The 14,122-nt window shown below is 56.0% G+C and carries 12 protein-coding genes; 2 read left to right on the forward strand and 10 right to left on the reverse strand.

The window, feature by feature from the left end; all coding sequences use genetic code 11:
* Nucleotides 1-171 precede the first annotated feature (171 nt).
* Both AC2AXP_RS16240 and melA read right to left on the reverse strand, forming a co-directional pair.
* Nucleotides 172-1,431: an MFS transporter gene (locus AC2AXP_RS16240; RefSeq protein WP_088499867.1), complete on the reverse strand. Its 1,260-nt coding sequence runs from the start codon at nt 1,429-1,431 to the stop codon at nt 172-174.
* 78 nt (nt 1,432-1,509) lie between these two features.
* Nucleotides 1,510-2,817: an alpha-glucosidase/alpha-galactosidase gene (gene melA / locus AC2AXP_RS16245; protein WP_004955459.1), complete on the reverse strand. Its 1,308-nt coding sequence runs from the start codon at nt 2,815-2,817 to the stop codon at nt 1,510-1,512.
* A 221-nt stretch (nt 2,818-3,038) separates the two neighbouring features.
* On the opposite strand from melA, the gene AC2AXP_RS16250 reads away from it, so the two are divergent.
* Nucleotides 3,039-3,911, forward strand: coding sequence for an AraC family transcriptional regulator (locus AC2AXP_RS16250; protein WP_004955461.1), 873 nt, complete (start codon nt 3,039-3,041; stop codon nt 3,909-3,911).
* A gap of 46 nt (nt 3,912-3,957) precedes the next feature.
* On the opposite strand, the gene ispH is transcribed toward AC2AXP_RS16250, so the two are convergent.
* The 5 genes from ispH to ribF are packed head-to-tail and all read right to left on the reverse strand — an operon-like array spanning nt 3,958 to nt 9,686.
* On the reverse strand, nt 3,958-4,911 hold the full coding sequence (ispH, locus tag AC2AXP_RS16255) for a 4-hydroxy-3-methylbut-2-enyl diphosphate reductase (RefSeq protein WP_004955463.1): 954 nt from the start codon (nt 4,909-4,911) through the stop codon (nt 3,958-3,960).
* Nucleotides 4,892-5,362 carry an FKBP-type peptidyl-prolyl cis-trans isomerase gene (gene fkpB / locus AC2AXP_RS16260; protein WP_004955466.1) on the reverse strand — a complete coding sequence of 157 codons (471 nt, stop codon included), beginning with the start codon at nt 5,360-5,362 and terminating at the stop codon, nt 4,892-4,894. Before fkpB ends, ispH begins: the two co-directional genes overlap by 20 nt.
* A 1-nt stretch (nt 5,363) precedes the next feature.
* A complete protein-coding gene (lspA, locus tag AC2AXP_RS16265) occupies nt 5,364-5,885 on the reverse strand; it encodes a signal peptidase II (RefSeq protein WP_039992428.1) in 522 nt (173 codons plus the stop codon).
* Between the two features lie 14 nt (nt 5,886-5,899).
* On the reverse strand, nt 5,900-8,716 hold the full coding sequence (gene ileS / locus AC2AXP_RS16270) for an isoleucine--tRNA ligase (RefSeq protein WP_004955470.1): 2,817 nt from the start codon (nt 8,714-8,716) through the stop codon (nt 5,900-5,902).
* A 31-nt stretch (nt 8,717-8,747) separates the two neighbouring features.
* Nucleotides 8,748-9,686 carry a bifunctional riboflavin kinase/FAD synthetase gene (ribF, locus tag AC2AXP_RS16275; RefSeq protein WP_004955472.1) on the reverse strand — a complete coding sequence of 313 codons (939 nt, stop codon included), beginning with the start codon at nt 9,684-9,686 and terminating at the stop codon, nt 8,748-8,750.
* Between the two features lie 392 nt (nt 9,687-10,078).
* Between ribF and rpsT the strand changes: the two genes are divergently transcribed.
* Nucleotides 10,079-10,342 carry a 30S ribosomal protein S20 gene (gene rpsT / locus AC2AXP_RS16280; protein ID WP_039991180.1) on the forward strand — a complete coding sequence of 88 codons (264 nt, stop codon included), beginning with the start codon at nt 10,079-10,081 and terminating at the stop codon, nt 10,340-10,342.
* Between the two features lie 65 nt (nt 10,343-10,407).
* Here the strand turns inward: rpsT and nhaR are convergent, their stop codons facing one another.
* The 3 genes from nhaR to dnaJ all read right to left on the reverse strand — a co-directional run bounded on the left by nhaR (nt 10,408) and on the right by dnaJ (nt 14,021).
* Nucleotides 10,408-11,304 (reverse strand): transcriptional activator NhaR, encoded by an 897-nt coding sequence (nhaR, locus tag AC2AXP_RS16285; RefSeq protein WP_039991182.1) that lies wholly within the window; start codon nt 11,302-11,304, stop codon nt 10,408-10,410.
* A 189-nt stretch (nt 11,305-11,493) separates the two neighbouring features.
* A complete protein-coding gene (nhaA, locus tag AC2AXP_RS16290) occupies nt 11,494-12,660 on the reverse strand; it encodes a Na+/H+ antiporter NhaA (RefSeq protein ID WP_039992429.1) in 1,167 nt (388 codons plus the stop codon).
* Between the two features lie 230 nt (nt 12,661-12,890).
* The gene (dnaJ, locus tag AC2AXP_RS16295; RefSeq protein ID WP_039991184.1) at nt 12,891-14,021 is read right to left on the reverse strand and encodes a molecular chaperone DnaJ; all 1,131 of its coding nucleotides are present in this window, start codon (nt 14,019-14,021) and stop codon (nt 12,891-12,893) included.
* Nucleotides 14,022-14,122: the final 101 nt, after the last annotated feature.

Raw genomic sequence — 14,122 nt, forward strand, 5'->3', positions numbered from 1 at the left:
AACCGCCCCACCTTACCACTGCCAGAGGATTTAAATCATGATTAGAAAATTATGTTATCCCCGGTTTTTTATCAGTAACGCTATCAATGGCTGATAACTCAGCTCGCACGGCGTCAACCGCTGATTGTACATAATCATGCAATTTTGTCGCAGGGCATCACGCACCGATCCTCAGGGGGCCGGCGTGGCCAGACGGCTTTTGTCGGCAAAGGCTGCCGGCGCTTTGCCACTGAGCGTAAAAGCCGAAATACAGGTGAACAACAGCGCAATGCAGCCCAGGATCAGATAGGCCGTCTTAAAGCCATACGCCGCATACATCATACCGGCCGCGTATGACATGACGATCGCCGAAAGCTGCTTGAAAAAACAGAAACCGAACAGGTAGATCGAGGCCGACAGCTTGACGTCGAATTGCGTGGTGATGTACTTGAAAATACCGACCAGCAAAAACGGCACTTCAAACATATGCAAGGTTTTCAGCACGATCACTGCCGGCACCGAATCCGCAAAGGACGATCCGATGATCCGTAGCGACATGATGACTCCAGCGATCAACAAGGCATTCTTGCCGCCAATGCGGTTGATAATCAGCGGTGCGAAAAACATGATGAAGGCGTTGAGAAACTCCCCGAGGGTGGTGACATAGCCAAACGCCTGGGTGCCGGCATGACGATCCGCGAAGAACGAGGTGAAGAAGTTGGCGAACTGCTGATCGAATACGTCATAGACGCAGGCCACGCCGACGATATACAGCACCAGATACCAAAACTTGCGCATCTTCAGCAACTGCAAAGCGGATCGCAGGCTGACCGGGTTCTTGTTCAACGCCAACTGGTCTGCCACCGTCACGGTATGGCTTTTTTCTGGCCGGAACAGAAACAGCAGCAGCGCCAGGATCAGCGTGCAGCCCGACGCCAGCCAAAACGAAAATTGGTTATTGATGGTAAACATGTAGCCGACGATGGAAGCGCAAATCGCCCAGCCGATACAGCCAAACAGCCGCACCCGGCCATATTCGAAATGGCTGCGGCGGCTGACTTTTTCAACATAGGCTTCGATCGCCGGCGAACCGCCGCTGGCAACCAGTCCTAAATAGAGGCCGCACAGCAATGCGCCAAGCCAAAAATGCGTTTGCAGCAGTGGTGATATCACATAGATAAACAACGGCGCCAAAAACATCAGCAATATGATAATCATCCACAACAGATGTTTTTTCAGTCCAAATTTATCGGTGATCACACCAAATACCGGTTGGCAAACCAGGGCAAAGAACGCAGTGATCGAAAACACCAGGCCGGTTTGCTGTTGGTCGAGATGATTGACGTCATGCAACCAGATGGGAAAGAAGGGCAGAATCGAACCAAGAATGAAAAAGTAGAAGAAGCAAAAACCGCTGAATATCCAGAAATTCTTGTTTTTTAGATAGAACATAGCTCGCCATCCCTTTTTGCAGGCGCGGGATCCGCGCCTGTGATGTTATTGGAGGAAGTGATGCGCAGGAGAGAACGGTTAGTGGTATGCCGGCAGCCAGTCGCCGTGAGCTTCGATCAAGGCATCGCACAGCTTGCGAATGTCATCGATGGATAATTCGGCCGAAGTATGTGGATCAAGCAACGCGGCATGGTAAATCGCCTCGCGTTTCTGGCTAACCGCCGCTTCGATGGTCAGCAATTGCGTATTGATGTTGGTGCGGTTAAGCGCCGCCAGTTGCTCCGGCAAGTTACCGACGTGACACGGTGTGACACCCTGCCCATCCACCAGGCAAGGCACCTCCACGCAGGCCTCATTGGGCAGGTTGGTGATCACCCCGCTATTGAGCACGTTGCCGCCGATCTTGTACGGCCGATCGGTTTCCATCGCCTCGATGATGTATGAGGCGTATTCATGGGTCCGCGTGTGGCTAAGGTGGCTATCATGGGTCAATGCCTGCTTTTGCTGCTCCCATTGGGCAATTTGCTCGACGCAGCGACGCGGATATTCATCCAGCGGAATATTGAACCGCTCTATCAGTTCCGGGTAGTTGCGCTTGATCCAGTAAGGCATATATTCGGCGTTATGTTCGGAAGACTCGGTCACGTAATAACCGAAGGTTTTCATGATCTCATGCCGCACCATATCATCGTGCTTGCCGTGCAGCGCGGCGGCGCGACGCTTGATTTCCGGATAGAGATCCTGACCGTGGCGACGGATATCCAACAGCCAGGCCATGTGGTTGATGCCCGCGATATGGAACTGCACGTCATCGCTCGGCATATCAACACTTTTCAACAGCGTCTCTGCGCATACCTGGACGCTGTGACACAGCCCTACGGTTTTCACGCCGGTATAACGCAGCATCGCGCCGGTCAGCGAGGCCATCGGATTGGTGTAGTTCAGCAACCAGGCGTCCGGGCAAACCTCTTCCATATCGCGCGCAAAGGAGAACAGCACCGGGATGGTGCGCAGGGCACGGAAGATGCCGCCAATGCCCAGCGTATCGGCGATGGTCTGGCGCAGGCCAAATCGGTTCGCCACCTCAAAGTCGGTGATGGTACAGGGATCGTAGCCGCCGACCTGGATGGCGTTTACCACGTAATCGGCATTTTTCAGCGCCGCACGGCGCTGCTCGACGCCGAGGTAAGGCGTGATGATCGCTTTACCGCCGTTGACGTTTTGATTGATGTTGTTGAGCATGGTCAGCGATTCATTCAAGCGGCCGCTATCGATATCGTACAGCGCGATTTCCACTTCCTGTAACACCGGGGTGCACATGATATCCCCCAACACATTCTTGGCGAAAATAGTGCTACCCGCGCCCATAAACGTCACTTTAATCATCTCATTTCTCCACTGTTGCGAGGCGAATTACCGTTGGTGTGTGTTGAAAGTAGTGGTCAAGCGAAGGGTTGTATATGGAGGAAAGTGACCTGATTATGGGTAAAAATGACGCCAGGAAAAAAGTGTGAGCTGAGTCTTGCTGTACTTAACCAACAACATACGTCATGACAACAAGCTGCTACCGTTAATGTCACAGCGTGCCGATAGCAAGGGAGCAATTGATGCATAAGAGTTTTGTCCTGGCAAACACCTCGAACATCGAACTGAACGTGTTCCAGTTTGGCGTCGAGGATTGCGCGCCAGGCCACTGTTTTGGTCCAGCGGTGCGCCAGCATTACCTATTTCATTATGTGATATCCGGCACCGGCACCCTGCATACCGACCATGGCGCTTTTAGCGTGCATCCCGGCGAGGGCTTTCTGATTTACCCGCACGATGTCACCACCTACAGCGCCGACCAACAGCACCCCTGGCACTACATGTGGATCGAAGTTGACGGACTGATGGCGGCCAATATCTTTCAACAATGTCGCCTCAGCCGCCAAATGCCGATTTATCGCCCGCAACGTTATACGCCGGACGCTGCTGAGCGAGGTTATCTGACAGAGATCGTCGCGCATCAACAAAACGAAGCCTGGCTGAAGATTATCGGCTTGAGTTACCTGTTTTTTTCCGCGCTGATTGCCAATGCGCATGCGCAACCAAAAGAAAAACCGCCGGAAAAGCAGCGTCACCTGGCAAAAGCGATAAAATATATCGAGAGTCGTTACCACGAGAATATCTCTATCGCCCAGTTGGCCAATTATTGCAGTATTAATCGCAGTTATATGAGCCGACTGTTCAAGGCCGAGTTTGGCCTCGGGCCAAAAGAATATCTGTTGCAGTATCGTATGAACATCGCCGCCGGCCTGCTGCGCCACGGCAGTGCGGCCATCAAGGTGGTGGCTCTGTCGGTGGGTTACGCCAACCAACTGCATTTCTCCAAGGCGTTCAAGCAGGTACATGGCCTGACGCCGAGCGCCTGGCGCCACGGCGCAGACAGCCAGAGCCTTGATGCGCGCATCGCACCTCGGCTGATTGCACCGACGCTGTAACGCAAAACGGGGAGCCGAAGCTCCCCGTTATTTTATCGTTATTGGCTCAATCGACCTGCTTGATGTCTACCCGCAGCTCTTTCGGCACCTCGAACACGATATTCTCTTCACGGCCGGTGATTTCATGCACCTCCTTGCCGCCCAGCGCCTTCAGGCGACCGATCACATCCTGCACCAGCACGTCCGGCGCAGAAGCGCCGGCGGTAACGCCGATGTTGCTGGCGTTTTTCAGCCATTGCTCCTGAATATCTGCCGCCGAATCAATCAGATATGCTGGTTTACCCACCCGCTGCGCCAGCTCGGCCAGGCGGTTGGAGTTGGAGGAGTTCTTTGAGCCAACCACCAGCACCACGTCCGCGTCGCCCGCCAGATTGCGTACCGCTTCCTGCCGGTTGGTGGTCGCGTAGCAGATATCGTCCTTGCGCGGACCGATGATTTTCGGGAAGCGTTGACGCAAGGCGTCAATCACGTCCGAGGTATCATCGACCGACAACGTGGTCTGCGTCATAAAGCACAGGTTGTCTTCGTTCTTCACCTGCAGTTTCCAGACGTCTTGCGGCGACTCAACCAGGTACATGCCTCCTTGCGGATTGCTGTATTGGCCCATGGTGCCTTCAACTTCCGGATGACCGGCGTGACCAATCAGGATCGCCTCGGTGCCCTTGCGGCTGGCGCGCGCCACCTCCATATGCACTTTGGTCACCAGCGGACAGGTAGCGTCGAACAGCATAGTCAGATCGCGCGCTTTGGCTTCGGCGCGCACCGCCTGCGAAACGCCGTGTGCCGAGAAGATCAGAATCGAGCCGTCCGGCACTTCGGCAATCTCTTCAATAAACACCGCCCCACGTGCGCGCAGGCTGTCCACCACGTAGCGGTTGTGCACCACTTCGTGACGCACGTAGATCGGCGCGCCGTAAAGCTCCAGCGCGCGTTCCACGATGCTGATCGCACGATCAACCCCGGCACAAAAGCCGCGGGGGTTAGCCAGCAATATTTGCATGCGTCTCCTCCTGCTGCGGATCGATTTCCAGTACCTCGATATCGAAGGTCACCGGGTGTCCCGCCAGCGGATGGTTAAAATCAACGGTCACCGAGTCTTCTGCGACTTCACGCACCACGCCCGGCATTTCGCTGCCGTCGATGGCGGTGAACAGCATAATGGTGCCCACCTCCGGTACGCCGGTTTGCGCAAAGTCACGGCGCAAGAAGAACTGAATCAGATCCGGGTTATTGTCGCCAAACGCGTCTTCCGGTTGTAGCGTGAACGCGCATTTGTCGCCGGCACGCAGGCCAACCAGTTGCTGCTCCAACGGCGCCGACAAACTGCCGTCGCCCAGTCGAAACAGCGCCGGCTTACCGTTACCGCGCGTGGATTCCGCAGTGGAGCCGTCTTCCAGTTTCAGCGTAAAGTGCACCAGCACCGCGCTGTCGGATTGTACTTGGGCCGTCATGTTACTCACCTTGTTGCTTGTTCTGGCTGTCGCTTGCGCGCTTGCTGGCCGGCAAGAAACCTTCCAGTACGATCATCGCTGCCCCTACGCAGATGAAACTGTCTGCCAGGTTAAAGGTCGGGTAATGCCAGTTGCCGACGTAAAAATCGATAAAGTCGACCACGAAGCCGTGCCACAGACGATCGAACAAATTACCCAGCGCGCCACCGATAATAAAAGCGTAGGCGATATTGTTCAGCTTCTGCGTCGCCTGGCTGCGATACATCATCACCAGCAATACCACCACAATGGCGATGGCAATGCCGGCAAAGAACCAGCGCTGCCAACCGCCATGGTCAGCCAGGAAGCTGAACGCCGCGCCGTAGTTGCGTGCATAGTACAGGTTAAACGAAGGGATCAAGGGCTGGGACTGGCCCAGCACAAAATGGCTCAGGATCCACTGCTTGCTGGCGAAATCCAGCACCAGCACTACCAACACCAGCCACAGCCAACGCAGGCCGGTCGTACAGATCGGTTTTCTCATCAGGCGCTTGTTCATTAGGCAAAGTTACGCTTTTCGCCGTCGCCGGCAACGTTGGTTACACAGCGGCCGCAGAGATCTGCGTGCTCCGCCACCTTGCCGATGTCGGTGGTGAAATGCCAGCAGCGCGGGCACTTCTCACCTTCAGCGGTACCGAAGGCGATTTTCAGGCCTTTCAGCAATTCGCTCTGCTGGGCATCCGCCGGAGCGTCCGTCAGCGGCGCAACGCGCGCAGCGGAAGTCAGCAGCACAAAGCGCAGCTCATCCTGCAGGCTGTTCAAGCGGGCTGCCAGCGCGTCATCGGCATACAACGTCACCGCTGCCTCCAATGAACCGCCGAGGCGTTTGTCCGCCCGCGCCTGTTCCAGCACCTTGTTCACTTCGCCACGTACCTTCAGCAGCTCGGCCCAGAAGGCGTCGTTCATGCTTTCGCCCTCGGCCAGGCCGAACAGACCGTCATACCACTCTTCGGTAAAGACGTATTGCGCACGTTTACCCGGCAGGAAGCCCCAGATTTCGTCTGCGGTAAAGGACATGATCGGCGCCATCCAGCGCACCAGCGCCTCCGCAATATGGAACAGTGCGGTCTGGCAACTGCGGCGAGCGACGCTGTCGCTCTTCGCGGTGTACTGGCGATCCTTGATAATATCCAGATAGAACGACCCCATCTCGACCGAACAGAACTGCATCAGACGCTGTACCACTTCGTGGAAATCGTAATTGGCGTATGCCTGCTCGATATCCAGCTGTGCCGCCTGTGCACGACCGACTGCCCAGCGATCCAGTACCACCATCTCGTCCGGCGCCACACAGTCGCGGCTCGGATCGAAACCATTGAGGTTGGCCAGCAGGAAGCGCGCGGTGTTGCGGATACGGCGATAGGAATCCGCTGCACGTTTCAGGATTTCGTCAGACACCGCGATCTCGCCGGTATAATCGGTCGAGGCGACCCACAGACGCAGAATATCGCCGCCCAGCTTGTTCATCACGTCCTGCGGACTGATGGTATTGCCGATCGACTTGGACATTTTGCGGCCCTGACCGTCGACGGTGAAGCCGTGGGTCAGCACTTCTTTATAAGGCGCCTTGCCCTTCATGGCGGTGGAGATCATCAACGATGACATAAACCAGCCGCGATGTTGGTCGGAGCCTTCCAGATACATGTCCGCACCATGGCCATGGAATTCGGGACGCACGTCAACCACCGACGCGTGGGTCGAACCGGAGTCGAACCAGACGTCCAGCGTATCCGGCACCTTGACGTAGTCGGCCGCTTCCGCACCGAGGATATCGGCCGGTTGCAGATCCCACCATGCCTGGATGCCGTCCTGCTCTACGCGTTTGGCAACCTCTTCCATCAGCTCGACGCTGCGCGGATGCAGCTGTTCGGTGTCTTTATGCACGAACAGCGACATCGGCACGCCCCAGGTACGCTGACGCGAGATACACCAGTCCGGGCGGTTCGCCACCATCATTTCAATGCGCGCCTGGCCCCAGTCAGGGATCCATTGCACGCCCTTGATCTCTTCCAGCGACTGCTGACGCAGGCCTTTTTGATCCATGCTGATGAACCATTGTGGCGTGGCGCGGAAGATGATCGGCGTTTTGTGACGCCAGCAGCATGGGTAGCTGTGCACCAGTTTTTCAACGTGCAGCAACGCGCCCGCGTCACGCAGCATCTCAACGATCAGATCGTTGGCCTTGAAGACAAATTTACCGTCCAGCAGCGGATGAGTGCCGGTCAGGTAACAGCCGTTCGGCCCTACCGGATTGGCGATTTCCAGGCCGTATTTCTGGCTGATCACAAAGTCGTCCGGGCCGTGGCCGCCGGCGGTATGCACCGCACCGGTACCGGCGTCCAGCGTAACGTGCTCGCCCATGATCGCCGGCACGTCGAAGCCCATGAACGGATGCTGGAAGCGCAGCAGCTCCAGATCGGCGCCCTTGCAGCTGCCCAGTACCTGCCAATCGGCGATGCCGGCGCGTTTCATCACGCTCTCCACCAGCTCCGCCGCCAGGATCAGGCATTGGCCGTCAATCTGTACCAGCTGATAGGCGAACTCAGGGTGCAGCGAGATGGCACGGTTAGCCGGCAGAGTCCACGGCGTGGTGGTCCAGATAACCAGCGAAACCGGGCCGTTGACGTTACTGACGCCGAATTTGGCAGCCACCGCAGCCGGATCGACCGCGTGGAACGCCACGTCGATCGACGGCGAGGTCTTGTCGTAATATTCCACTTCCGCTTCAGCCAGCGACGAGCCACAATCAGTACACCAGTGCACCGGCTTGGCGCCTTTCAGCAGATGGCCGTTGCTGATGATTTTACCCAGCGCGCGGATGATATTGGCTTCGGTTTTGAAGTCCATGGTCAGGTACGGGCGATCCCAGTCGCCCAGCACGCCCAGACGGATGAAGTCTTTTTTCTGGCCTTCAACCTGCTCGGCGGCATACTCGCGGCATTTCTGGCGGAATTCCGCCGCCGAGAGCTTTTCGCCCGGCTTGCCGTACAGCTGTTCCACTTTCAGTTCGATCGGCAGACCATGGCAGTCCCAGCCCGGCACGTACGGCGAGTCGAAGCCGGACATCCCTTTCGACTTGATAATAATGTCTTTGAGAATTTTGTTAACCGAGTGACCAATGTGAATGCTGCCGTTCGCATACGGAGGGCCGTCATGCAGAATGAAGGATTTTTTGCCCTTTTTGGCAGCACGAATAATCCCGTACAGATCCTGTTCATACCAACGTTGCAGCATGCCAGGTTCGCGCTTGGCGAGATCGCCGCGCATCGGGAACCCTGTTTCCGGCAAGTTCAGGGTGTTCTTGTAGTCACTCATTAGATTCTCGATCTCGTTTCGGTTTGTGAGATTAAACCGGTGTCTTTAGCCCGAAGAAACTCCGGGCCGTCACCACATCATTGGCGATTTGCTGCTTCAGCGCATCGAGCGAAGCAAAACGCTGTTCGTTGCGCAATTTTGCGCGGAGCACCACGTCAAGGTGGCGCCCATAAAGATCCATTGTGACATCCAGCAGATGCACTTCCAGCTGCTGACGCACGCCGGCAACGGTCGGGCGGGTGCCGATATTGGCCACGCCCGGCAGCGGCTGCGGCCCCAGGCCGTACACCTCTACCGCGTAAACCCCTTTTACCGGAGCAACCAGACGCTTGAGCGGCAGGTTGGCGGTGGGAAAACCGATGGTGCGCCCCAGTTCGTCGCCGTGCACCACGCGCCCGGAGATGCTGTACGGATGCCCGAGCAGCTTTTCCGCCAGCGGCAGGTCGTCATCACGCAGCGCATTGCGAATCGCCGTGCTGCTGATGCGCCGGTCGCCTTCACGGAAGGTGGGCGTGCTAACCACCTCAAAGCCGTATTCCTCGCCGGCTTTTTGCAACAGCGGGAAATCGCCAATGCGATTGGCACCGAAGCGGAAGTCATCTCCCACCATCAGGAACCTGACGCCCAGTTTCTCCACCAGCAGCTCGGCAATGAACGCCTGCGCGGTATTGGCGGCAAAACGGGGATCGAACTTGACGCACAGCAGGGTATCTACCCCGGCCTGCGCCAGATATTTGGCCTTGTCACGCAGGCGCGTAAGCCGGGCCGGCGCCTTGTCCGCTGCGAACAGTTCCAGCGGTTGCGGCTCAAAAATCATGACTATCACCGGCAGCCCAAGGCGTTTGCCCTCTTGCTCCAGCTGCTCCAGCAGCGCCTTGTGACCGCGATGAACGCCGTCAAAGTTGCCGATGGTGAGCACGCAACCACGGTGGCGTGCCCGGATATTGTGAATGCCGCGAATTAGCTCCATAGCTGGCTCAAAACAGTGGAAATCGGCGGATTATACCTTGTACAGCGGTTAAGGTTAACCCGCGATTGCTTCCTTGAATGTAATAGTCACACCATACCGGAGATACGCGGCCGGAGAAACGCCTAAACCACAGTTTCTCCGACGGCGAATGCCGGTTTTACGCCCGGCGGCAATGGCTTGGCATCATCATGCAGTAAACAGTGGCGAATTTTCTCGCGAAACACTGTATTCCCATGGCCGAAGCTGGTAAAATCCTGCGCCATCACAACGTAGCAAGTGCCGCCCGTACAAACGGCGCTTATTTGCACAAATCCATTGACAAACGAAGGCTAAAAGGGCATATTCCTCGGCCTTTGAATTGTCCTCAATAGAATATATTTGGGAGTTGGACCTTGGCTAATATCAAATCAGCTAAGAAACGCGCCGTACAGTCTGAGAAACGCCGCAAGCATAACGCTAGCCGTCGCTCAATGGTGCGTACCTTCATCAAGAAGGTAGACGCAGCTATCGCAGCTGGCGATAAAGAAGCAGCACAAAACGCATTCACCGTAATGCAACCACTTGTGGATCGCCAGGCAGCTAAAGGCCTGATCCACAAAAACAAAGCAGCGCGTCATAAGTCAAACTTGTCCGCGCGCATCAACGCAATGCAATAAGCATTACGTTGTCTGCTTGTTAAAAAAACCGGCCTTGGCCGGTTTTTTTACGCCTGTCGTCAGCGTCAGAAGTTGAACAACGCCGAAAAATCCTTGTTACACACCCGCTGCACCGCCGGATGCTGGATCATTCGCTCGGCAAAGATGATGTAATATTCTTCCTGCACGTTATCGATACGGCCGATCTCCACCACCGCGTCATCATTATAGGTATCTTGCGCATACAGCGTTGGCGCCACGAAGATGGCATTGTGATACATGCCGAACGCCTTCATCAGTGCCGCATCGTCAAACTCGCCAAGAATTTCCACCTGAATGCCCTGAGTATTGAACCAGTTGAGCAGTTGGCGCCCGAGCATGGAACGACGACCGGGAATCAACAGTTTACGCTGCTCCAGACAGGCGGGGAACGGCAGATCCGGTACCGGCTGACGACAGAAGAAACTGATGCCGCATTCGCCCAGCTTCAACGAAAACAGCCCTTCCTGCTGGCTGGAGTCCACCGGGCAGTCTGAAATAATCATGTCCAGTTTGTGCTGGCTTAGCTGTTCCAGCAGCATCTCGTGCGTCGATTCAAAGCAGCGCAGGTGAATCTGTTCGTGATCGACCACGGCGGTTTCCAGCACCTGGCTAACCAGCCGTTTGGACAGGGCATCTGCCACGCCAACGTCGAACAGCAGATTGGACTCTTTACGGTAGTTGACGATATCCAGCATTTCCTGGCTGAGCATAAACATCTTGTCCGCGTAGCGGAATACCAACTGACCCAGTTCGGAAGGCACCAGCCCCCGCCCCTGGCGTTTGAACAACTTGCCATCCAGCCGCTCTTCCAGCGCCTTGATCTGGCCGGTGATGGTCTGCGGTGTCAGGAACAGCGCTTCAGCAGCGCCAACCACCGATCCTTCTTTGCAAACCTGCCAGAAGTAATAGAGATGATTAAAGTTGATATGCGACATTCTCACGCGGTGTTCTCCTTACGTTTCGCTGCGGCAAACGGTCTGCCGGGTTAAGCGACAAACTCCTTTTGTTATTCGGACCACGAATTACAACGCTTGCTCCAAACAACGTGGCCGAAGCTACAGGAAAAACCCCCTACAGCTCCGACCAGATAGTGTAGTGCATCGAATAGATGAATGGATAACCTAATCGAACTACCTTACTTTTGGCAACGAAAGGCGCAGCAGACTATAGCCAACTATCGCCGCCGTCGTCGACCCCAACAGGATACCCAGACGTGAATAGGTGCTCAAAGTAACCATGGTTTCGCTGAAGGCCAGCGAAGCGATAAAGATCGACATGGTGAAACCAATACCGCACAGCACCGAAACGGCAAATACCTGTTTAAATCCGATCCCCTCCGGCAGACGCGCGATACCCATCTTCACCGCCAGCCAGCTGAAGAGGAAGATGCCCAACGGCTTGCCGATAAACAACCCGGCGGCAATGCCTACTGGCAGCAACGAGGTCAGCCCGTCGAGCGTGACGCCTTGCAGTGATACGCCGGCATTGGCAAAGGCAAACAATGGCAGGATCAGAAACGCCACCCACGGATGCAGCTCATGCTCGAGGGTCTCCGAAGGCGACGGGCCCTTCTTGACGTTCAACGGGATCATAAAGCCGACAATAACACCGGCCAGGGTTGCATGCACTCCAGACTTCAGGATCGCCACCCATAGCACCAGCCCGACAATCATATAAATGGAGGTTTTGCCCACCCCGCGCCAGTTCATGATCGCCAACAGCGCTACCGCCGCCGCCGCCACTCCCAGTGCCGTCATCGACACCTCATGGGTATAGAACAGCGCAATAATGATAATGACGCCCAGGTCGTCAATGATGGCAAGCGCCAGCAAAAAGACTTTCAGACTGGTCGGCACGCGGTTGCCCAGCAGCGCCATCACGCCAAGCGCAAAGGCAATGTCCGTCGCCGCCGGGATCGCCCAGCCCTGACGCGTCACTTCATCGGCGCCGTTGAACAGCAGGTAAATCAGCGCCGGCGCCAGCATGCCGCCCAACGCGGCAATGGCCGGGAAAACGGCTTTATCCCGCCCGGCCAGCGAGCCTTGCATCAGCTCGCGTTTGACTTCCAGCCCGACCACCAGGAAGAAGATCGCCATCAGGCCATCGTTGATCCACAGCAGCAGCGGCTTGGCAATTTCCAGCGAGGAAATCTTCACCATCACCGGTAAATTCAGGAAGGCCTGATAAATCCCCTGGGCCGGCGTGTTGGCCATGATCAATGCAATAATGGCCGCCACGATCAGTATTACGCCGCCAGCGGCTTCCTGACGTAAAAATTGACGAATAATATTGGTCACTCGGTTTACTCCCGGTATCAGCATCGCGTTTCCGCTTCGCTTTCCAAACGATAAACTGAGTATAGCCCGCATAATGATTCGAAAAAATAAGTTTATTAATGCTGTAAAGATCGTAATTTCCGATCAATGAAGGCCTTAAGTCACACTTTTAATAGGGTTATCGCAGGTCTTGCGGCAAATAAAAACCCCGGCTAAAACCGGGGTTTTTCATAGAAGAATAACGGCAACGCTTAACGTGTCAGATCGTCAAAGAACTTTTTCACCCCATCGAAGAAGCTCTTCGAACGCGGGCTGTTCTTGTCACCTGACGGGCCACCCAGGCTCTCTTCCAGCTCTTTGAGCAGCTGTTTCTGCCGATCATTGAGTTTGACCGGGGTTTCCACCACTACGCGGCACAGCAGATCGCCCTGGCTGCCGCCACGTACGGATTTAACCCCTTTGCCGCGCATGCGGAACAGCTTGCCGGTCTGAGTTTCCGCTGGCACCTTCAGGTTGACGCGTCCATCGAGCGTCGGCACTTCAATTTCACCGCCTAACGCTGCCATGGCAAAGTTGATCGGCACTTCGCAATACAGGTTGTTGCCTTCACGTTCGAAGATCGGGTGAGCCTTCACCTGAACCTGAACGTACAGGTCGCCAGCTGGCGCACCATGTTCGCCAGCTTCGCCCTCGCCCGCCAGACGGATTCGGTCACCGGTATCCACGCCGGCAGGAATTTTCACCGACAGCGTTTTGGATTTTTCCACCCGGCCGTGACCGTGGCATTTATTGCAAGGATCTTTAATGATCTGGCCGCGGCCATGGCAATGTGGACATGCCTGCTGCACGGTGAAGAAGCCCTGGCGCATTTGCACCTGGCCCTGGCCGTGACAGGTTGGACAGGTCACCGGTGAACTGCCCGGCTTGGCGCCGCTGCCATGGCAGACGTCACACTCTTCCAGCGTTGGAATACGGATCTCTTTGGTTACGCCACGCACCGCCTCTTCGAGGGTCAGTTCCATGTTGTAACGCAGATCGGAACCGCGGCTGGCGCGCTGACGGCGACCGCCGCCAAAGATATCGCCAAACACGTCGCCGAAAATATCGCTAAAGTCGGCACCGCCGCCAAAACCGCCGGCGCCACCGCCCATCCCGCCCTGCTCAAACGCGGCGTGACCGTATTGGTCATAAGCGGCACGTTTTTGGTCGTCGGTCAGGATCTCGTACGCTTCCTTGATCTCTTTAAACTTGGCTTCGGCGTCTGTTTCCTGGTTACGGTCCGGATGGTATTTCATCGCCAGGCGCTTGTAGGCCTTTTTGATTTCGCGCTCATCCGCCGTTTTGGCGACGCCAAGAACCTCGTAATAGTCTCTTTTCGCCATTATTTTGCAAACCCTTAACATGCGTGCACGGGCGTAGAGTTGCCTCGACGCCCGTGCTGGTTTCCGGTAACGCCACCGTCGGCGTTACCGTGCCCGCTTAA

This window comes from Serratia sp. Sp408 (assembly GCF_057180665.1).

Excerpts from the sequence above, each read along its gene's own strand:
- ribF (WP_004955472.1), bottom strand. The coding sequence starts at position 9,686 with ATGGAGCTAATTCGCGGCATTCACAATATCCGGGCACGCCACCGTGGT.
- lspA (WP_039992428.1), bottom strand. The coding sequence starts at position 5,885 with ATGAGAAAACCGATCTGTACGACCGGCCTGCGTTGGCTGTGGCTGGTG.
- fkpB (WP_004955466.1), bottom strand. The coding sequence starts at position 5,362 with ATGACGGCCCAAGTACAATCCGACAGCGCGGTGCTGGTGCACTTTACG.
- AC2AXP_RS16240 (WP_088499867.1), bottom strand. The coding sequence starts at position 1,431 with ATGTTCTATCTAAAAAACAAGAATTTCTGGATATTCAGCGGTTTTTGC.
- AC2AXP_RS16250 (WP_004955461.1), top strand. The coding sequence starts at position 3,039 with ATGCATAAGAGTTTTGTCCTGGCAAACACCTCGAACATCGAACTGAAC.
- ispH (WP_004955463.1), bottom strand. The coding sequence starts at position 4,911 with ATGCAAATATTGCTGGCTAACCCCCGCGGCTTTTGTGCCGGGGTTGAT.
- ileS (WP_004955470.1), bottom strand. The coding sequence starts at position 8,716 with ATGAGTGACTACAAGAACACCCTGAACTTGCCGGAAACAGGGTTCCCG.
- dnaJ (WP_039991184.1), bottom strand. The coding sequence starts at position 14,021 with ATGGCGAAAAGAGACTATTACGAGGTTCTTGGCGTCGCCAAAACGGCG.
- melA (WP_004955459.1), bottom strand. The coding sequence starts at position 2,817 with ATGATTAAAGTGACGTTTATGGGCGCGGGTAGCACTATTTTCGCCAAG.